General features: G+C 61.1%; 13 protein-coding genes. 9 read left to right on the top strand and 4 right to left on the bottom strand.

Annotated elements, in window-relative coordinates; all coding sequences use genetic code 11:
• Window positions 1-848 precede the first annotated feature (848 nt).
• Window positions 849-1,484 carry a hypothetical protein gene (locus KA354_22880; protein ID MBP7937496.1) on the top strand — a complete coding sequence of 212 codons (636 nt, stop codon included), beginning with the start codon at window positions 849-851 and terminating at the stop codon, window positions 1,482-1,484.
• On the opposite strand, the gene KA354_22875 is transcribed toward KA354_22880, so the two are convergent.
• Window positions 1,438-2,112, bottom strand: a complete 675-nt coding sequence (locus tag KA354_22875) for a hypothetical protein (GenBank protein MBP7937495.1) — start codon at window positions 2,110-2,112, stop codon at window positions 1,438-1,440. The genes KA354_22880 and KA354_22875 overlap by 47 nt on opposite strands.
• Window positions 2,112-3,056, bottom strand: a complete 945-nt coding sequence (locus tag KA354_22870) for a nucleotidyltransferase (protein MBP7937494.1) — start codon at window positions 3,054-3,056, stop codon at window positions 2,112-2,114. Before KA354_22870 ends, KA354_22875 begins: the two co-directional genes overlap by 1 nt.
• Before the next feature lie 381 nt (window positions 3,057-3,437).
• Between KA354_22870 and KA354_22865 the strand changes: the two genes are divergently transcribed.
• Genes KA354_22865 through brxL form a run of 8 tightly spaced genes read left to right on the top strand, consistent with a single transcriptional unit; the run spans window position 3,438 to window position 17,844 of the window.
• On the top strand, window positions 3,438-4,148 hold the full coding sequence (locus tag KA354_22865) for a hypothetical protein (protein MBP7937493.1): 711 nt from the start codon (window positions 3,438-3,440) through the stop codon (window positions 4,146-4,148).
• Window positions 4,135-4,698, top strand: coding sequence for a DUF1788 domain-containing protein (locus KA354_22860; protein ID MBP7937492.1), 564 nt, complete (start codon window positions 4,135-4,137; stop codon window positions 4,696-4,698). The genes KA354_22865 and KA354_22860 overlap by 14 nt, the downstream gene beginning before the upstream one ends.
• Window positions 4,695-8,144, top strand: a complete 3,450-nt coding sequence (gene brxC / locus KA354_22855) for a BREX system P-loop protein BrxC (protein ID MBP7937491.1) — start codon at window positions 4,695-4,697, stop codon at window positions 8,142-8,144. The genes KA354_22860 and brxC overlap by 4 nt, the downstream gene beginning before the upstream one ends.
• A 16-nt stretch (window positions 8,145-8,160) precedes the next feature.
• On the top strand, window positions 8,161-11,592 hold the full coding sequence (locus KA354_22850; GenBank protein MBP7937490.1) for an N-6 DNA methylase: 3,432 nt from the start codon (window positions 8,161-8,163) through the stop codon (window positions 11,590-11,592).
• 12 nt (window positions 11,593-11,604) lie between these two features.
• On the top strand, window positions 11,605-12,816 hold the full coding sequence (locus KA354_22845; protein ID MBP7937489.1) for an AAA family ATPase: 1,212 nt from the start codon (window positions 11,605-11,607) through the stop codon (window positions 12,814-12,816).
• A complete protein-coding gene (locus tag KA354_22840; GenBank protein MBP7937488.1) occupies window positions 12,810-13,445 on the top strand; it encodes a DUF4276 family protein in 636 nt (211 codons plus the stop codon). Before KA354_22845 ends, KA354_22840 begins: the two co-directional genes overlap by 7 nt.
• Window positions 13,442-15,778, top strand: a complete 2,337-nt coding sequence (gene pglZ, locus KA354_22835) for a BREX-1 system phosphatase PglZ type B (GenBank protein MBP7937487.1) — start codon at window positions 13,442-13,444, stop codon at window positions 15,776-15,778. Before KA354_22840 ends, pglZ begins: the two co-directional genes overlap by 4 nt.
• A gap of 11 nt (window positions 15,779-15,789) precedes the next feature.
• A complete protein-coding gene (brxL, locus tag KA354_22830) occupies window positions 15,790-17,844 on the top strand; it encodes a BREX system Lon protease-like protein BrxL (protein MBP7937486.1) in 2,055 nt (684 codons plus the stop codon).
• A gap of 19 nt (window positions 17,845-17,863) precedes the next feature.
• On the opposite strand, the gene KA354_22825 is transcribed toward brxL, so the two are convergent.
• The gene (locus KA354_22825) at window positions 17,864-18,835 is read right to left on the bottom strand and encodes a tyrosine-type recombinase/integrase (GenBank protein ID MBP7937485.1); all 972 of its coding nucleotides are present in this window, start codon (window positions 18,833-18,835) and stop codon (window positions 17,864-17,866) included.
• 223 nt (window positions 18,836-19,058) lie between these two features.
• The coding region (locus tag KA354_22820) for a hypothetical protein (GenBank protein ID MBP7937484.1) at window positions 19,059-21,152 on the bottom strand (2,094 nt) is incomplete at its 5' end.

Raw genomic sequence — 21,152 nt, 5'->3', positions numbered from 1 at the left:
CATACGGCGATGACCCGAGGGGTAACACCCTCTAGCAACGTGACCGATTGGCTGCAGATCATCACTAATCCGGGAAGCACTGCGGCGGCCGGCGTGGTGGCCGGTGTCCGCCATGGTCAGGCGGATGCTTGAAAAGCCGCAGTGTGGGAGTGTGCCGCAAGTAGGAGTCCGCCGTAGGCGGAGCGGCAGCCGCTGCAAGGCAGTGGCGGGGCCGTTCGTGCGGGACCGGGTGGTGCCGACCGCGATACGACGACGAAAGCGGCGACGGGTTTAACCCGTCTCGATGACGTGCCGGCCAGGGGTGTGCCCTGGCCGGTTCTGGGCAAGAGAGCGACGAATGGGTGCGAGGTCTGCCCTGGCGGGCAGAGATTGCACGCCGACGTTGCGACGGCGAAGCGGTCGCGTGTGGTACACGCGGCAGTTTTTGTCGGGGTTTCTTTTTGGCGACCGCTATGAATTGGGCATGGTCAACTCTGGAAACGAGTTCGACCATGCCCTGGCGGGCCAGTGGAGGTTTGCCATGAGCGAGAGGTTCTTCTTTAGGTGTCGGGGGCGGAGTCCGCCTCTGTGGAGAAGGTTCCGTGCGGCGATGGGCATGACTGGTGGTGTCGTGTGCCTGGAGGGGCGTGACGTTCAGGTCCGATTTCCGAGGCAACGGGTGTACCTTTCGAGTGCATAACAGCATGAGGGTGGCTGTTGTCGAGAGGGGGCCCGGGGCCTTGTCGAGAGCAGCGCCCTTGCACGTACGCGATCATTTGCCCATGCACAACGTGGTTGCACGTGTCGGCTTTCGGGGATTGTGCCGTTAAACAATCCCCTTCATCTCGGGTTTGGCCGTGGGGGGAGAGGTGTATCGTTGTCGGGCGGTTTCGCTCGCCGGATTCATTCAGCAGTTGGCGGTGGCCTACGTGGCACACGGGTACTGGTTCTACGCCCGGGGCTGGATTCCCATCGATAAGGACCCCGAAGCCATTGACCGCAAGCTGATCGACCGCTATGGCCTCGACGTATCAAAATGGGAGCGAGCCCGCCGGAAACGCGCCGGCCTGGCCAACCTGCATTACCTGCGCTTCGGACGAACGTTCGTTCTGATCGCCACACACGGCCAGCACTGGTTCTTCGAGGCGGAAGCCAAGGCAATCCGCGATATCCGCCGCGTCCCCTTCAAGCTGGGCGGCTACAGCGTCAGCTTCCGCAACGGCCATGCGTCGGTCCGCATCGACCAGGAGACATACAAACGACTGAAGGCGTATTTCACGGAGCTTGCCCTCCGCCGGCCGGCCGACGTGGTTGCCGAAGAGTTGCGTCTTCTTCCGTACGAGCCATACGCCCCGGTCCGCCGGCAATTGCTGAATCTGCTTCGGGCAGTCAACCGTCTCCGCAAGCAAGCGGGATTCGAACCGCTTCCGCCGGCGTGCCTGCGGTTCCGCCGCCGCATCAAGTCGCCATTTCTGTCGCGTGATGGCGAGCATCCTTATGCGTAGCCTGACTCTCGGCGTCCTCGAATCGTGAAGCGACATCTGCAATCCGGCTGCTAAGAGTCATGCTGCCCGCCGTTTTGCGGTCGGTCCAGTACTCGCCTGTCAGCGACTCAGGCTTCCCCGACTGACCATGGGTCTGAAGCACAAGGGCCCCGTAGTGCATTTCACTTCGATTCCCGCGCAGATGGACGTGGGGCTTGTTCGTATACACGCCAACGACTTGATAACCGTCGCCGCAGGGTGAGGAAATGATCCGGTCCGCAATAAACCATGACTCCGACTCCGGCGTCATCAGGTGCAATTGGAGCTTGGATAAAGTCTGCGTTACGCCCATGTAGCCGACGATTGATGGGATCCTCTCGCCAGTGTCAGGGTCTACCCAATCCGATCGTAGGTCAACTCGCCAAGTGCCGCGGAGGTCGGGGCGTTTGACGAACCAGCCCTGTAGCCACGGCTGTCGCCAAAGCACGTGCTCGAATCCGATTCCCAACAGCACCAAAAAGCCGAGTACCGTGCCGAATGGGCCAAGGTGTTCACGTCCAACAGGAACGCCCTGGATCAAGAGGGCACTACCCCATACAAGCACCGCGAGCCCGAGGAAGACACCGATGTGGATTCTATTGAAGGTCACTATCGTACTCCGATATACGACCACGCTGCATCAATGAACGCGTGAGTGTTCGCCAGCGTCCAGGGTTGCCCAGAGCGAAAGAGGTACTTGATGTCGTTGACTTCGGTCCACTCGTGGCATTGTTGGGCATCCTTGGTGTTTGACCAAAGATGCAGCAGAACGGCTTGGATTCTGGCATCCCACGTCGAATGGCTGAAGCAGGAATTCGGAACGTTCCACGCAAGGCATTCCAACAGGAATCCACATATCGGCGCGGCGGCTTGGATGCCCGCTTCGTCCATTTCGTTCCTGACCGATTTGAGAATGCGAACAACGCCCTTGAATGCCCGACCGGTTGCCGTGTTCTTCTCGACGGCGTTTTCGTAATGCTGATTGATTCTGGGCCACGCGTCTAACAGTCTCTCGGGGTAGTTCTGGATTCTCCACCCCTTGTCTGGAAGCAGCGCCACCCCACACAAGTACGTCCCATTGTCGTAGTAGTGTCGGTACTCGAAGAGCGGTACCACATCCGCCTCGACGTGATACGTGGTCTCTTTGACATCGAACGCCTTATTCCCCCTTCGCACCGCTCCTCGGCCGAAATGGTCAATGAGTGCCTCCTCCAGCTCGTTCTTGAACTGTCCGTACGAATAGTCTGAGTCGACATTCCCGAAGTCGGCGTTGCCCTTGCCTGCCGGGTAGTCGCTGAAGAAGGCATCGTAGCACATCACGCCAACATCGACGTCGCTTTCGCGCCGAACGTTGACGCGGTTTCGGTACGAGCCCTGTGGAAAAACCCTTATCGCGCGTCGATTCAGCTTCGAGCTACGGCTGATCGCGTTCCGAATTGCTGAAACAGCGTTGTCGCATCGTTGCTGCTCGGAATCGCCCGGTGGCTGGGCCCAACCCGAAAACGTGGTTTCCCAATCCCTCTTCGCGCCGACCCGTTCATGAAGAGTCCTCATTTCTTCCTCTCTTTCGCGGGCCGGCCACCAAGGTGGTGGGGGCATTGGGGGCCGAAGGACCGCAAAATGACAGCCCGCCGTTGCGCAGATTGAGCTGGCCGCCCGGTCAACGCTGCCCGAGGCGGCGGGTACATAACGCTACTGTCTCGCCGGCACACTTGCCGGCCTATTAAGCATAACGCCCAAACTGGCAAAGTCAAATAACCTCCCGAAATTTTTCACTTTTCGCCGGCAAACTTGCCGGCCAGATGGTATACTACCCGTATGGCACGCGAGATTACGTCATTGACCGGGCTGCTAGCCGCCCCTATCGAGGCCAGGCACCAGCGGGAGTTTGGCTTCCGGGCTGGCGATCGGGGCACGCATACAAGCAGGACCTTCATGTTGACCGAGCTTGAGATGGTCCTGGACGCGGTGCCGGCCGAGGCAGGCCGGGACGACTATGCAAGAGCGATCGTCGAGGAGAACGTGACGGGCAAGAAGACGGGCTCCACCCGAAAACTGACCAATCAGCGGCTGGGGGAGTTGTACGGCCTGGATGCGGAACTGCCGTTGTTCAGGGTTCTCCGCCGGTATTGGGATAGCGACAAGCCAGGCCGGTGCCTCATGGCACTACTTTGCTCCCTCGCCCGAGACCCCCTTCTCAGGGCCACCGTCCGCCCCATCTTGGCGATGGACCCCGGCGAGGAACTTGGACGGCAGGCCATGATCGACTCTGTACGCGAGGCCGTCGGGCAGAGGCTGAATGATGCGATTGTCGACAAGGTTGTGCGAAACGCATCCTCTACCTGGGCGCAGACCGGTCACCTTGAGGGGCGCGTACGGAAGGTGAGAAAGACCGTGGTCGCCACCCCGCACGCGGTCGCCTACGCATTGATGCTCGGTTATCTTCTCGGGTTCCGCGGCAATCGGTTGTTCAAGACATTGTGGACGGCTGTTCTGGACGCCAACGAAGAGCGGCTTGTGTTCCTTGCCATGGATGCCAAGCGGCTGGGCGCCCTTAACCTTAGGCATGGCGGCGGCGTGATTGAGGTTGACTTTTCATCGGTTTTGACTCCCGACGAGATCCGGATGAGCCATGGGACGGATTGACGAACTCGCTGATCGGTACGAACGGCACATCGCTCCACTTTGGCAGCGCAACCTGACCGGTGCTGAGCGCACAATCATGATCGTTTATCCCAAAGAGGATGAACGAAAGCTGCGGGCTCGACGCCACGATTTCGAGGTCCGTACGCGTTCCGCCGGGTATAGCTGGAGAGAATTTGACTTCACCAACCTCTTTCCAGACTGGATGGCGGCGGACGACTACCGGGAAGCCTATTTCGAGTGTCCCGAAGACATCGAGATGAAGCTGGACTCGGAGTTCACAGCCTTCGTCGTCGATAAGCTGCGCCAGTGCGTCACGTCACCCGATGTCGATTCACGCACGGTCGTCGGGGTGTTCGGAGCGGCCGCCCTCTACGGATTCACGCGGATATCCACGGTGCTCCGCGCAGTCGAAGCCGACATCCGCGGCCGGCTGGTGCTGTTCTTCCCGGGCGAGTACGAAGAAAACAACTATCGGTTACTCGATGCACGCGATGGTTGGAACTATCTCGCGGTGCCCATCACCCTGCACCAAGGAGATGTTGATCAATGAAGAACCGTGAACTGTTTGTTCGTGATCCGGCGGTCAGCGAGCTGATTAACAACGGCCAGGCGCGCATTACCGAAGGACGAACCGAGCAGGAACGCAGGGTGCTGCGCGAGGAGCTTTCCCATTTCGTCTGCGAAGGCAAATACGCTGATGGCATCATCCGGATGCTGGAGTCGTTTCTCGGCAATCTGGGCAGCAGTCAGCAACCAGCCGCGTGGGTGTCGGGCTTCTACGGCTCCGGCAAGTCCCACATGCTCAAGATGCTCCATCACCTCTGGGTGAACACGGAGTTCCCGGAGGACGGTGCCACCGCGCGAACGCTGGTCCCCGACCTGCCGGGCGAGATCGAGGACGCCCTCAAGGAACTGGACACGCAGGGGCGCCGCTTCGGAGGCCTCCACGCAGCGTCCGGCACGCTTCCGGCCGGCGGGATGGAGAGTGTTCGGCTCGCGGTTCTCGGCATCATTCTCCGGTCGCAGGGCCTGCCTGAGACCTACGCCCAGGCGAAGTTCTGCCTCTACCTGAAACAGAATGGTTTCTTCGATTCAGTCAAGGCGCAGGTCGAATCCAAGGGGAAGGATTTCATCCGGGAGCTGAACAACCTGTACGTCAGCCCCATCCTCCACGACGCGCTGGTGGAAGTGGACCCCGGTTATGGCGATCGCAAGGCCGTTCGAGAGCTGCTCAAAAAGCAGTTCAATCAACCCGGCGATATCACGACCGCCGAATTCCTGGCCACGACCAAGGAGGTCCTGCTAACCGGCGGGCAGATCCCCTGCACGATTCTCCTGCTCGACGAAGTGCAGCAGTACATCGCGACGGACGACGGGCGGGCAACCAGCGTGGTCGAGATCGCAGAGGCCCTGTCGAAGGAAATGGGCTGCCGCGTGCTGTTGGTCGGGGCCGGCCAAAGTGCGCTCGGCGCCGACACTCGCCAACTCACCAAATTGCTGGCCCGGTTCACCATCAACATCGAGCTTCAGGACCAGGACGTCGAGGCGGTCACGCGGAAGGTTCTACTGAGCAAGAAGCCGGACAAGCTGCCCGAGTTGAAGGCCAAGCTGGACTCGTACGCCGGCGAGATTGAGCGACAACTCGCCGGGACGCGCATCGGACCGCGGACTGAGGACCGTAAGCTTCTCGGCATCGACTATCCGCTGCTTCCCACGCGACGGCGTTTCTGGGAAGCCGTGCTTCGTGCGGTGGACCCGAGCGGCACGAGCAGCATGCTTCGTGCGCAGCTCCGAATCATCCACGATGCCATCCGCGACCTGGCGGATCAGCCGGTCGGCACAGTGATCTCCGGCGACTACATCTTCGAGCAGCTTCAGGCCGGGATGGTTCAGCAAGGCGTCCTGCTTCGTGAGTTGGACGAGACGATTCGGAAGCTGGACGACGGTACCGAACAGGGCAAGCTGGCAAGACGTGTATGTGGCCTGGTCTTCCTGATCCGACGGCTGCCGCGCGATGGCAGCGTTGACCTGGGTATTCGCGCCACGTGTGAGATGCTCGCGGATCTCCTGGTCGGGGACCTAAAGGACGGCGGCGCTGTTATCCGAAGGGACCTGCCGCCCCTGCTGGACAAACTCGTTGAAGAGGGAGTCCTGCTCAAGGACCATGAGGAATACAACCTTCAGACCAAAGAGTACTCGGAGTGGGACAAGGAGTTCCGGGCCAAGAAGAGCCGGCTGCAGAACAACACGGGTGAAATCTACCACGCCCGCGATGCCCTAATCCGCGACTCCGCGGCCACCGCCGTCAAAGGCGTCAAACTCATCCAGGGCGAAAGCAAGATCGCCCGCAAGATCAACATCCATTTCGGCGACGATCCCCCCGAAGTGAACGGCGCGGAAATCCCCGTCTGGGTACGGGATGAATGGAACTGCAGCGCGAAGAGCGTGCTTGATGCCGCCCGTGCGGCCGGCAATGACAGCCCGATCGTCTTTGTTTTCGTGCCGAAGCAGGATGATGAGGCTTTGCGCAATCAGATCATCCAGTATCAGGGCGCCAAAGAGACGCTTGACCTGAAGGGTATCCCCGGCACGGACGAGGGCAAGGAAGCCCGCAACGCCATGCAGGCCCGCATGGAAGATGCGGTGCGGCGCCGTGACAGCCTCATCACGGAGATTGTCGGTCGTGCCCGCGTCTACAAGGGCGGCGGGACCGAGCAGCACGAATTGACCGTTGAAGAGAAGATTCGCAGCGCCGCCGAGGATGCCCTGGACCGGCTTTTCCCCCGATTCCGCGACGGCGACCACAAGAATTGGGCGGTGGCCATCAGCCGGGCAAAGACCGGCTCCGACTCCCCGCTTGAAGCGATCAACTGGACCGCCGCGACCGAGCAGCACCCGGTCTGCAAGGAAGTGATGCGAATCGTCGGTTCCGGCGCCGAGGGCCGGGCCGTGCGAAAGGAACTGGGCGAAAGCCCGTACGGCTGGCCGCAGGATGCCATCGACGGCGCCTTGATCTGCCTGCACGCGACCGGCCACCTGACCGCCCGGTACGCCGGCAATGCGCTCGTGGCCGGGCAACTCGACCAGGCCAAGGCCGGCAAGGCCGAGTTCCGCGTGGAAACCGCGACACTCAGTGCCCAGGACAAGATCAAGCTCCGCGGGCTCTTCCAGGAAGCCGGCCTCAGCGCCAAAACCTCCGATGACCTGACCATCAAGTCGAGCGAGTTTCTCGATGTGTTGGAAAAGCTGTCGGAACGGGCCGGCGGCGAACCCCCGCTCCCGGAACGGCCCAAGACGGTCCATCTGGCCGACCTTCGCAGTCTGGCCGGCAACGAACGGCTGGTGAAGATGCTCGCCGACCTCGATGCACTGAAGGCCAACGCCAAGGACTGGAAGGCCGCGGCCGAACTGGCCGACAAGCGGCGACCTGGCTGGGTCCTGCTGAAACGCATGGAGACTCACGCGACCGCTTTGCCCGAATTCGACGAGATTCGTACGGGGAGTAGGGGTGTTGAGGATAATCGCCTGCTGCTCGATGGGACCGACCACGTCAAACCGCTGGTCAAGAAGGCCGCCGGCGTATTGCGTACGGTCGTGTCCGATGCGCACACCCAACTGAAGAATCGCCACGCCGAGGAGTTGGCCAAGCTCGAAGCCAATGATTGCTGGCAGAAGATCAATAAGGGCCAACGCGAGCAGATTCTCAGCGAAGAGGCCATCGCCGACGTGCCCACCATCGACGTGGGTTCGGACGAATCGCTGCTTGTGACGCTTGATGCGACGCCGGTGTCCGCGTGGAAGGACAAAACTGACGCTCTGCCGAATCGGTTCGCCAATGCGGCCATGAAAGCGGCGAAGCTGCTTGAGCCCAAGACGCAGCGGGTTCACCTCAGCAGCGGCACGTTGAAGACGCCGGACGATGTGAAGGCCTGGCTGGCCGACCAGGAGCGGGTACTGCTCGCGAAAGTGAACGAGGGGCCAGTCATTATTGGCTGATTGAGAGAAACCCGTCATGCCTCCACTCGAAAACGGTCTCCGTGGCGAGCTTGAAGCCGTCGTCAAAAAGGCACGCGTGATTGCCGAGCGCGGGGCCAGGTCGGCCATTGAATCATTAACCGTGCACGAGGCCAGGTCGGGTGCTCATCTTGATAAGTCGGGCCAGCAGCTTCGGGCTCGCCTTCGGGCACACGCCAAGCAGCTTGGCGACGGCCGGAACGCCCAAGGAGCGCAGGAGATTACGCGTTTGGTGCGGGAGTGCGCGTACGAGCACTGGCACCGGATGCTGTTCGCCCGGTTTCTGGCCGAAAACGAGTTGCTGATCCATCCAGAGCACAACGTCTCGGTCAGTCTGGACGATGTCGAGGAGCTCGCCCGCGAGGCCGGGCTCGACAAGTGGGAGCTGGCAAGCCGATTCGCCCAGGGCATGCTGCCGCAGATCTTCCGTGTCGATGATCCGGTGCTCGCCGTGGCGCTGCCACGGGAACGCACGCTCGAATTGGAGCAGCTCCTTGAATCACTCCCGCCGGCGACGTTCAGGGCGGATGACAGTCTGGGCTGGGTCTATCAGTTCTGGCAGGCCGAAGAAAAGGACCGCGTGAACGCGTCGGGCGAGAAGATCACCGGCGAGACATTGCCGGCCGTCACGCAGCTCTTCACCGAGCACTACATGGTGCTCTTCCTGCTGCACAACACGATCGGGGCCTGGCATGCCGGCAAGGCGCTAGCCGCGCGTCCAGAGCTGGCGGCCAATGCGACGAGCGAGCAGAAGCTTAGTGCTGCCGTGCGGCTCAATTCCCAGGGCGGCTACGACTTCGAGTACCTGCGCTTCGTACGCGAACAGCAGGAGGGAGATGAGAACGGCGAGCCGACCGGCCCGTGGCGGCCGGCAGCCGGCACATTCGACGGTTGGCCGCGCGAGACCAAGGACCTCAAGGTTCTCGACCCCTGCTGCGGCAGCGGACACTTCCTCGTCGCGGCGTTTGACTTGCTGGTCCGGCTGCGCATGACCGAAGATGGCCTGTCGCTGGACGACGCCATCCGGTCGGTCCTGGCAGAGAATCTGTTTGGCCTTGAGATTGACGGCCGCTGCTGCCAGATCGCCGCATTCAACTTGGCACTGACTGCCTGGCGGATGGCGGGCAAGGCCATCGAATTGCCCGCCTTGAATGTCGCATGCAGTGGAATAGGTCCGCACGCCACGGCGGACGAGTGGATTGTACTGGCCGAGCAATCCGGTGTTCCCATGCCAACGCTCGGTCGTCAGGCGATCAAGGAAGGCCTGCTGAACCTGCACCGGCTCTTCTCGCAGGCGCCGATTCTAGGATCGCTCATCGACCCTACCGAGCTTCCGACGGACCTTATTGCGGCCGACTACGAGACGATCAAGCCGTACCTCGCGGCGATCCTCAAGGCCGAGAAGGCCGACGATGAGACCCGCGAGCGAGCCATCGCCGCATCCGGCATGGTGAGGGCGGCCGATCTCCTGGCCGGCGATTACACGCTCGTTATCACGAACGTGCCATTCCTGGGTAGCGGAAATCAGGCAAGTCTACTCAAGTCACACATCAAACGAATGACCGGTCAGGCCCGTGCAGATCTGGCAATTGCATTTATGCAGCGGTGTTTAGCCTTCTGCGTTAATGGGGGCTGCACCTCAACTGTCCTCCCCCAAGGATGGCTCTATTCAGCATCGCAGGAGCCGGTGCGCCGCCTATTGCTCCGCGCCGGGAGATGGCACTTTTTGGTTCGCCTGGGGACTGGAGCGTTTGACACGATAAGCGGTGCGGTTGTGAATGTTGCCCTATTCGCAGTGGACACCACTACATTACTAGGCGGGAGATTCTTCGGCATCGACGTGTCCGATGTGGCACCGGCCCAATCGAAAGCTAAAGCAGCGAAGGTGGCACAAATATCTCTTGTATCGCAGGAAGCGCAGATTAACCGGCGTGACCAGCGGATTTCGTTCGACGATGCCGAAGCCCCCGAACTCCTGGATGACTATGCCAGAGCGTATCAAGGTATGACTACCGGCGATCTTCCTCAATTCGGAAGAGTGTTTTGGGAGCTACCACAACTAACTGACAACTGGCGGTTCTTCCAAAGCACAGTAGTCGATCGACAGTACTTTGGAGGGCGAAGCCAAGCGATTCACTGGGAAGATGGTAATGGACGCATGAAGGAGGTGTCACAAGATCCATTTCGTGGAAGTCTCGCGTGGGATCGACCCGGAGTTGCAGTGAGCCAGATGGGCGATCTTCCTGTCACAATCTATGGTGGTGATGCTTACGACAACAGCGTGTCGATCATTTCTCCTAAGAAGACGGAGCATCTTCCTGCCATCTGGGCATTCTGCTATTCGGAACTGTACTGCGACGCAATCCGCAAGGTCGATCGATCACTGAAGGTGTCCAATGCATCACTGACTAAGGTGATATTCGATTTGAGCTATTGGCAACGGATTGCGGCAGAAGAATATCCCGACGGCCTGCCCGAACCAGAGAGCGACGACCCGACGCAATGGCTCTTCCACGGGCGGCCGGATGAGGCGCAGGAGGGCACGGTGCTCCAGGTCGCAGTCGCACGGCTGCTGGGCTACCGCTGGCCGGCGGAACTCGACGAAAAGATGCGGTTGAGCAAGCGGGCTCGAGCACTGGTTGAAAGGTGCGGGGAGGTGGCCCAGTTCGCGGATGACGACGGCGTCGTCTGCATTCCTCCCGTTCGCGGGGAGCGCAGCGCAGCCGACCGATTGGCGGCCCTGCTGGCAGCATGCGGTGTCAAGGCCGACCGTGACCTGAACGCCTGGCTCCGGGATGAGTTCTTTCAGGAACATTGTGGGCTCTTCCACCATCGTCCGTTCATCTGGCACATCTGGGACGGCCGGAAAGACGGTTTCTCCGCGTTGGTCAATTATCACAAGCTCGCCGCCCCTGGTGGCGCGGGCCGGCGACTGCAGACGGCGCTGACCCACGCGTACCTTGGCGACTGGATCAAGGATCAGAAGGACCAGGTCAACGATGGCAAGCCTGGCGCCGAAGCACGGCTGGCAGCGGCACTCGATCTGAAGGCCGAACTCGAAAGCATCCTCGCCGGCGAGCCGCCGTACGACATCTTCGTCCGCTGGAAGCCGCTGCGCGAACAGCCGATCGGCTGGGAGCCGGACATCAACGACGGCGTGCGACTTAACATCCGTCCGTTCCTGCTGGCTAAAGATGTTGGCCGCAAGGGTGCCGGCATCCTGCGGTTCAAGCCCAACATCAAGTGGGACAAGGACCGCGGCAAGGAACCTAACCGCTCAAAGACAGATTACCCGTGGTTCTGGAACTGTGACCCCGAGCAACACGCCGCCCACCGAACCGACTTCGCCGGCGGCGGCGATTTCGACGGCAACCGTTGGAACGACCTGCACTACACGAACGCGTTCAAACAGGCGGCGAGAAACGCCTGAGAGGGCTCTCACATGAAATCGACATTACTGAACGGGGTTCACCTGAAGGGCTTCCTGTCCTTCGGGCCCAAGAGCGAACAGATTGAGCTGACCAAGCTCAACGTGCTCATCGGTCCCAACGGCGTGGGCAAGAGCAATTTCATCGAAGCGATGGAGCTGTTGCACGCAACGCCGGCCGATTTCAGTGGCGCCATTCGCATCGGCGGCACACCGACGGACTGGATCTGGCGGGGAGGAAAGGGAACGGCGACCGCACGTATTGAGGCGCTCGTTTCGCCGGTCAACGGCATCCCCGAACTGCGGTACGCAATCGAATTCGCGGAGTCCGCGACCAGGCTTGAGATCGTCGATGAGGTGCTCGAAGAAGCGGAGAAGGCTGATCTCAAGGCAAAGGATGTACGGTTCTACTATCGGTTTCAGCGAGGTCGTCCGGCAATCAACGTGAGCGAAACCGTGACTGACACGGTGAGCCATCGCGAGTACAAGCAACGGAAGCTCAAACGAGAGAATATCGATCCGCAGCAATCAATCTTCTCGCAAATGAAGGATCCGGACCTGTATCCGGAGATCACGACCACCGCGAAGCGGTTCGGGGCGATGCAGGTGTTTCGAGAGTGGAGTTTCGGACGCTCCGCGGCACTCCGCGCAGCACAGCCGGCGAACCTGCCGACCGACGTGCTGTTGCCACAGCTCGTCAATCTCGGATTGGTGCTGAACGACCTGGAACATCGGGCGGAGTGGTCACGATTCAACGAGCTCATGCGAAAGTTCCTCCCTCGCTACCAGCGCCTGAGCACTAAGGTCTCGGCCGGGGCAGTGCAAGTCTACCTGCACGAGGAAGGGCTGAAAGCGCCGGTTGCCGCGACGCGGCTGTCGGACGGCACGCTGCGCTTTCTGGCGCTGCTGGCCATTCTCTTAAGCCCGGAAACGGCACCGCTTATTTGTATCGAAGAGCCGGAACTGGGACTGCATCCCGACGCCATGTCGCTGCTCGCCGATCTGCTGACGGAAGCGTCGGAGAAGACGCAGCTCATCGTGACCACGCATTCGGACGTGCTGATCTCGGCACTGACCGAACAAGCCGAATCCGTACTCGTCTGCGAGTACTTGGAGAATGGCACCGAACTGCGGCGGCTGGAGTCGGCGAAGCTCAAACACTGGATGGCGAAGTATCGACTGGGCGAAGTATGGCGGCTCGGAAAGCTCGGAGGCAACCTGTGGTAAAGGCAATCGCCATTTACATCGAGGGCGGAGGTGATACGGCCGAGACACTTGTCCCGTTTCGCACCGGGATGTCCGCCTTTTTGAAGCCGATCGTGGGCGAAGTGCGCAAGCGCGGGATTCGATGGCGTGTCATCCCGTGCGGTGGACGACAGCAGGCATACGACGCCTTCGTTGATGCCATGGAAAAGGAACGCGACGTTTACAACGTCCTACTGGTTGATTCGGAGGACCCCATCGCGATCGGCGCGAAGCCCTGGGATCATGTGAAGCATCGTGAGGGCGACAAGTGGAACAAGCCAACTGGGGCCGATGATGCGCGACTTCAAATGATGGTGGCGTGCATGGAAGCATGGTTCCTGGCGGATCCGGACGGCCTGAAGAAGCACTTTGGTGGTAACTTCAATGAAGGTGCATTACCGCCGGCCAACCAGGCTGAGTCGCGCACGAAGACAGTGATTGCCGACGCACTCACCAAGGCAACAAAGCCGACGAAAGCTAAGGAGTATCAGAAGATTCGCGATGGCGCCAAGCTGCTGGAGAAGGTCGATCCGATCAAAGTGCGGGAGCACTGCAAGTGGTGCGAACGCCTTTTTGCAGCCCTCAACAAGGCCATTGGAGTTGAGGCATGAACGCGGCTACCAGCCTATTGGATGCTGTGATCGAATCGTTTGCGGCCACGTCCAGGCATCAGACAGGCGTGGAGGAACCGCCGGCCGCGATCCTCTGGGCCGATCCACGAGCCGAATGGAAACCCATCATCCGTCCGCTTCGCGAGCGCCTGCCGCAGGTGCTCATCTTCGGCGAATACGCTCCGGACCAGTTTCAGGGGCCGGCCATCTGGTTGAAATGCGTGATCGCCCGCACGCTCGATGAGGTCAAACTGCCTGAGAATGTGGTCCCGATCATTTACATGCCGGGTGTGAGCCGGCAGTCGCTTCGGGCCGGCGAGGAATGCCCGCGCGAGCTGCAGCCGCTCGTCGAGTTGCAGTTTCGGGGGACGGTCTGGACACAGAAGAACGGCCGTGACTGGAGCGTCGAGGCGATGCTCACGTCGGATGAAGGCCTTGGGCTCGATGTAGCCAAGGATGCCCGGACGAAACAGTCGCTCCATGCCTCGCTGCACGTGCTGGCGACCACTCCCATTGCCCATCTGACGGGCAAGCGGCTGGAAGCGGAAGACTTCGACAAGCTGATGGTCGGCGACCATCCACGCGACCTGCTGATGTGGATGAGCGACCCCGACACGGTCCGAAACCGCATGACCGACGAGGGCAAGTGGCACGCGTTCAAAAACCGTTGCCGCGACGACTACGGGTTTGACGCGGATACCGACGGCGAGCTGGTTGCCGGCGAACGGCTGGGCATACACGAGGACGCGGCATGGGAGGGGCTGTGGAGCCGGTTCTGCGAATCGCCGGCACTGTATGCCGGGCTGCCCGACCTGCTCGATCGCTCGAAGCCGAGCACACTGACGTTCGACGCGGAACCCTGGCCGGCGGAGAACGACAAGGCGGAGGAGCGGCTCCGCATCGAGATGCTCGGGATGGCGGAGCTGGATGAGGCCGCGGCGCGGCAAAAGATCGGGGACCTTGAGAAACAGCATGGCGTTCGCCGGGCGTGGGTGTGGGCGAAGCTCGGCAAGTGCCCGCTTGCGTTCGCGTTGTCGCACCTGGCGAAACTCGCGGATGCGACGGAACGGCATCTGGGCGGCGATACGCCCGACGACATGGCGAAGCTATACGTGGATGGGGCATTCCTAGCGGACGACGCGGCCATGAAGGCACCGGCGGCCGTCAAGGCGAACAACGACGAGCAGGCCGTCACGGCTGCTGTTCGCGCCCTGTACCTGAACTGGGCCAATGATGCTGCCTGCCGGCTTCAGCAGGTGACTCAAATGAACCCGCTCCCGAGCGCGGGGGAGCAGCCGGGTATCGAGGCGGGAGCCGGATGTGTCATCCTGTTCGCCGATGGGTTGCGGTTCGATTTGGGGCAGCGTTTGCGGGCTAACCTGGAGGAACGCGGGTTACGGGTAACCATGTCACGGCGCTGGGCGGCGTTGCCATCCGTAACGGCGACGGCCAAACCGGCGGTTTCGCCGGTGGTGGAGCGCGTCAAAGGTGTGGGGTTGCCGGAGACGTTCGCCCCGGAGAATACGGACGGACAGCCGCTCACAACCCCGCGATTCCGAAAACTGATCGAAGATGCCGGTTATCAGGTGATTGATGCCGGCGAGACCGGAAATGCCGGTGAACCGGACGCCCGCGGGTGGACCGAATTCGGCCGGATTGACCGTCACGGGCATGAGCTGAAAGCACGGCTGGTCGGACAGTTGGCGGATGAGCTGGATCGGCTCACGGAACGCGTGGTCGAACTGATTGAGGCCGGCTGGACATCGGTGCGGATAGTCACGGACCATGGTTGGCTGCTGATGCCGGGTGGCCTGCCGAGACACGATCTGCCCAAGTACCTGACGGAATCGAAGTGGTCGCGATGTGCGACCATCAAGGGAGAATCGAAGGTTACCGTGCCCAAAGCAGGGTGGCATTGGAACCGGGCAGCCGAGTTCGCTTCGGCTCCGGGGATTTCCTGTTTCTCCGCCGGTCAGGAATACGCCCACGGGGGAATCAGCCTGCAGGAGTGCGTGATTCCCGATTTGACGGTCGAGCCCGTGGGGGGCGCCGGCGGACCGAAGGCGTCGATTGTAGATGTGCAATGGCTCGGCCTGCGCTGCCGGGTGACGGTGGATCCACCAGACACGACCCTGCAAGTCGATGTTCGCACGAAACCTAATGCCGCAGACTCCAGCATTGTGGCCACGTTAAAGCCGGTCGGCGACGACGGTAAGGCTGGCGTCGTTGTCGAAGACGAGGACCTCCAGGGGACGGCTGCGGTCGTGGTTCTGATCGACGCGTCCGGCCGCCTGGTCGCCAAGCATCAGACAACAGTCGGTGGAGATGATTGAGGAATACCCGTATGGCGCTTGAACTCGATAAGCTTGATCAACTGGCCGCGTCGGTCTTTGACGGCTACGTCGTTCGTAAGGATCTGGTCCGCAAGTATTCGCGGCAGTATCCCGTTCCGACGTACGTCGTTGAGTTCCTTCTGGGTCGGTACTGTGCGACAGTCGATGACCATGAAATCCAGGAAGGCCTGCAGATTGTAGAGCGGCAGTTGCGTGACCGGACCGTGCGGACGGGCCATGAAGAAGTGTTCAAGCACGAGGCCCGCGACAGGGGGTCGGTCAAGCTGATTGATATTGTCAAGGCCAGACTGGATGCCCGAAACGACTGCTATGTAGCCGAATTGCCCAGCCTCGCCTTGAGGGATGTTCGCATCGCTGACCAGCTCGTCAACGATCACGAGCGAATGCTCACGGATGGGTTTTACGCGGAGATCACGCTCGGTTACGACTCGGTCATCGCTCAACAGCAGAACGGCCGGCCCTTCTCGGTGGATGCGCTTCGTCCGATTCAAATGTCGAAGTCGGAGGTGCTGGATGTGCTCGCCAAGGGGCGGCAGGCATTTTCGACGGATGAGTGGCGAGATTTCCTGCTTCGATCCATCGGGCTCGAACCGCAGAAGATGGCCGACCGGGCCAAGGCTGTCGCACTGCTTCGGATGGTGCCGTTTGTCGAGCGGAACTACAACATGGTCGAGCTGGGGCCGCGTGGCACTGGCAAGAGCCATCTTTTTCAGCAGATCTCGCCGTACTCCCATCTGATCTCAGGCGGCAAAGCTACGGTTGCGAAGATGTTCGTCAATAACGCCACCGGGCAACGCGGTCTCGTGTGCCAATTTGACGTCGTCTGCTTTGACGAAGTATCGGGGATCTCCTTCGACCAGAAGGACGGCGTCAACATCATGAAGGGCTACATGGCGAACGGGGAGTTCAGCCGTGGGAAAGACAGTATCCGCGCCGACGGCTGCATCGTGATGGTCGGCAACCTCGACGTTGATGTCCAGCATCAGCAGCGTATCGGCCACCTGCTGACGCCGCTCCCGCCGGAAATGCGGGACGATACTGCGTTCCACGATCGGATTCATGCGTATATTCCGGGCTGGGAGTTCCCATCGCTCAACCCCAAGGAGCATTTTACGGATCATTTCGGCTTGGTGAGCGATTTCCTGAGTGAGTGCTGGACAAGGGTTCGCTCTCGAAGTCGGGCGTCCATTCTCGAAAACCGTGTCTTTCTCGGTGGTGCCTTCCGGGGTCGCGACATTGAGGCGGTCCAGAAGACCGTGAGCGGACTGGTGAAACTGCTTTTCCCCGACCCGGATGTGCCTATTCCTGACGAGGAGTTAGAGCAGGTTGTCCGGCTCGCGCTGGAAGCAAGGCGTCGCGTGAAGGAGCAGCAGAAGCGTTGCTTCCCCTCTGAGTTCCGGAACACACACTTCAGCTACACCCTGGGTGTGGACGGGGTGGAGAAGTTTGTTTCAACGCCCGAGCTCCGCAGTGAGGAAGCTATCGAGGCTGACCCGTTGCCGCCCGGGCAGGTGTGGGCTGTTGGCCCCGGTGCACCGGACACGAGTCCGGGGCTTTACCGAATCGAGGTGACGGTGGGGCCTGGGAGCGGGGTAAAGATTCTGAACACGCCGGCACCACCCGGGTTCCGTGAGAGCGTGCGTATCGGCGAGCAGAATCTCTACGCGCAGGCCAAGTTCCTGGTCGGCGATCGCGACCCGCGGGGACACGAGTTCTCAATTCAGATGCGGCCGATGGACAACGACCGGACCGGGGCGGGCTTGAGCCTTCCGGTGTTGCTTGCGATGTCAAGCGCCCTGCTCGAACGCAGCACGAAGGGAGCCCTCATCGTGGTAGGCTCGGTGAACCTGGGCGGCTCCTTGGAGCTTCTGCCCAATGCGGTCGCTATCGCGGAACTGGCAATCGACAAGCAGGCCAGCACCCTGCTCATGCCCATATCGGCGCGGAAACAACTGAACGAGTTGCCTGACGAACTCTGGACGAAGATCAGCATCGAGTTCTACGGGGAAGCGAAGGACGCGTTCCTGAAGGCCCTGGTCGAATAGGTCATCGAACAAAGCCACCTCAGAATAAGTCGTCGAGCGCGGCCTCCTTCTGGGCCTGGGACGGCTGAACGTAACGCCAAATATACCGCTCGGAGCTTTGGCCGGATAGCTCCATCGCGTACTGAACACCATGCTTCTCGGCCGCGCGGCGAAGACACGTGTGCCGCAGGGCGTGGGCATGGAGATTGATCTTCTGGTCATCGGGGAATCGTGCGTTGGCTTGGGCCGCTATGGCCCGCAGGGCGGCGTCAACATTCTGACGTGCCAGGCGCTTGCCGGCCCTTGAGTAGAACAGCGGGCCGGGCTGCCGGCCGCGTACGTTATCCAGATACGTGTCGAGGGCTTCCCTGGCCTCGCCGGCGACGAATACCGACCGGGTGACCTTGCGGCCCTTGCGCTTCACGTTGATGAAGTGCTTGTCCTGGTACTGGTCGAGGTCCAGCCGGAGCAACTCGGAAACCCGCATCCCCGTCCGCAGCAGAACCTGGAAGATGGCCCAATCGCGCACCGGGTGCTGGTTCTTCCGCCGCTTCAGGTGGACGAGCTGCTCGGCGGCGGCCTTGAGCCGGGTGACCTCAATGTCCGTGAGCCCCTTCCACTCGGGGTCATCCACGGTGATGTCGGCGATCCGCTCCGTCGGGTTGCCGGCCAGGAACGGGCGGCGGTGGTGGACCCACCGGGCACAGTGACGCAGGGTGGCCAGAATCCGGTTGATGGTGGTCGGGCTGCGTTTGTCGCGTTGGAGCTTCTTGACGAAGTCGCCGGTGATGGACCGGGTCCACTGGTCGGGGTGGTCGCTGCCGGTGGCCTGGCCGAAGAAGCCGAGGAACGCGTTCAGGTCCCGGGTCTTCGCCTGGATGGTGTTCTCGGCGTTCGCCCCGGCCTCCAGGCCCATGTAGAGGTTGAACCACGCCGGCAGGCCGTCGCGGTTCCGCGGCGCCAGGGCGTGCTCCGCTTTGGTCGGGGCGAGTATGAGCGCGGTCTCAAGCATGGCCGAATCATACGCCAGATTCTTATGTCACGCAATCATCAGGGTTTCGGAGCGCCGGAAAGGCCGGAATTGCCCGGGCTGGGCCGTCGTTTCCATGTCATAAGGTACATTATGACATGCCATCAGCACACACCCGGCACGCATCGCGCCCGCGTTGCCGAGCGCTGCGGCGACAATCACAGGAAGGCCAGCTTCACTTTCGCACACTCAGCCACCGGGCAGCTCACCTGCGTTCCCAGCTCCGTACAAGTTGCGAGGCACGTGGGCCTTCGTTGGCCGAGGTCGGGATGAAGTCCGTCGCAGTCGTGATCCTGCCTCGGACCAGGTTGGCCGAGCGAATGTGCTGGTTGCTTTCGGACAAGTCCAGGCTGGCGACTCGGGCCTCCCTGCCTTGGACCGGATTGCCGGCCGAATCCGTGCCACGGATGAAGTAGAACGCTCCCGGCCCATAGGTACGACCAGTGCCGTCATCTTTGCCGATGATGGCTCCCGAGACAGGGAGCTTTCCAAAGTGGGTCTTCTGCTCGAACGGCGGCAGCCAGTCGCACATGTCCCGGATGGCAACGTCGTAGATCAGCATGTCGACAAAGCCGATGATTTCCCAGGCCGCGGACGGATCGACCACGGGATCCCAGTCTGACATCGGGCCGGGATCGGCATCGAACGCGCCATCCACATCCTGGCAGCAGGTCCCAGCAGGCCCTCGCACACCAATGACCGGAACCTTCACCCTCCACACCGGCGTGTGGTCAGCAACCCCGTCGGCGGGCACAGCGAACAACCGTCCCAATACGCCCTTGCTGTCCCAGGAGGATTTTATTTCATCCACATAGTTTATTTTGTCATACAAGTGTGGATCGGCGGCACAAGCGTCAAGACATTCGAAGTAACTCATCCACTCATCGTAACACTCAGGATCATCAAAGTCCCAGCACTCGGGTTCCACGCATTCCGGGCATTGATTCGTTGGTTCCAAGTCCCACCATATCGCCAGCCGCTCTACCGCATCAGGCGCCTCGACACCGTCGCCATCGATATCCACCCAGTACCCGGCGAGTTCGTTGTCGTACCACCATTGAATCAAGTCACCTGTATCCGGGGCAGGCTGACCATAAACTACGTCGACCCGCGCGCCGGAAGGCGAACACATGTGATCCACGCCGGCGGTGGCGCATTGCAGCTTCACCCGTCGCGAACTGCACAGGCCGCGGTCCCAGATGTACCATCCGGAAGACCAATCATTTGCCTGTTGGTCCGGCGGGCCGCCGATCACACCATCCCGATCGGCGTCGATTCCGGCATGCGTTCTTGCATGGCCCCAGAGTTGCTGGGCCGAGTACGAACGCACGGTAAGCTCAATGTAGTTGTTCTCGATCGTGCCAAGCTCCGTGGAAGCGTAGGCGGGATTCGAGGCCTGGGCTCCCGGGCCGAAGGCACCGACGATTCGATTCCAGACGTCATCCTCGCCAGAAGTCAGACCGGATTGCAAGGGGTGGAAAGCCTCGCCGATCCGTGCTGCCACTGTTCCGGGGCCGCCATCGCCAAGGATGTTCAGCACCGCGGCCTGGTCCACGCCACCACCTGCAGAACCGGCGGGTAGCCCGACGAGGGCTGCGTGATCGCTGGCCATGACTTCGGTTTTTCCAAACAATCCGTCGCTGTACTCACCATAAGGTTCTTCGATGGTGTGGGGCGGAAACCACCCCGCGAGCGGCAGTAGCCCACCCAAACTGTCGTCATAGACCTCATCGTCGTGATGCAGAGGATACGATCCCTCGCCTCGCCAGTACGGCCCCATCATCATGCGATGATAGGCAAAATAAGCCGGAGCATTCGGATCCTCGAATGTACCCGTGAAGAAGTTCTGGAAGTAGTCGTTTCCGAACTGCCCCCCGAAGAATCGTTCATCTCCGTCCTCCCAGAGGTATGCATCGTCCAGATCCTTGTATACCTCGCTGCAGGGCGTGTACGGAAAGGTCGGCATGTTATTGCAGTTGGGGCCTTCTCCTTCGCAATACCGGGCAGCTTCGGTGAAGATGCGGTCGGTCACGGCCATCCGCTGCCCCTGGAACTCACCGTACTCATCCAGCAGCGAACAGACCGGAATGGCGAACGGGGCGACCATCACTTCGTCCACCGGGCCAGCCATGGCCAGGGCGGTCGCATTCACAGGCGTTGTGCCCGAGCCCGGCGGTTCCGGCCGCTCCAGTTCCACCAACACCGCGTTGGCGGCCATGAACGGCGGGATGTTTGGATTCGCCGTCACCCAGCCGGTGTTCGTAGCCGCGTCATGCTCCAACGACTCGAAGACCATGTT

The sequence above is a fragment of the Phycisphaerae bacterium genome, from assembly GCA_018003015.1.
Lineage (GTDB): Bacteria > Planctomycetota > Phycisphaerae > UBA1845 > PWPN01 > JAGNEZ01.
The sequence above is the reverse complement of the archived record's forward strand: the minus strand, read 5'-3'. Positions and strand labels throughout refer to the sequence as shown.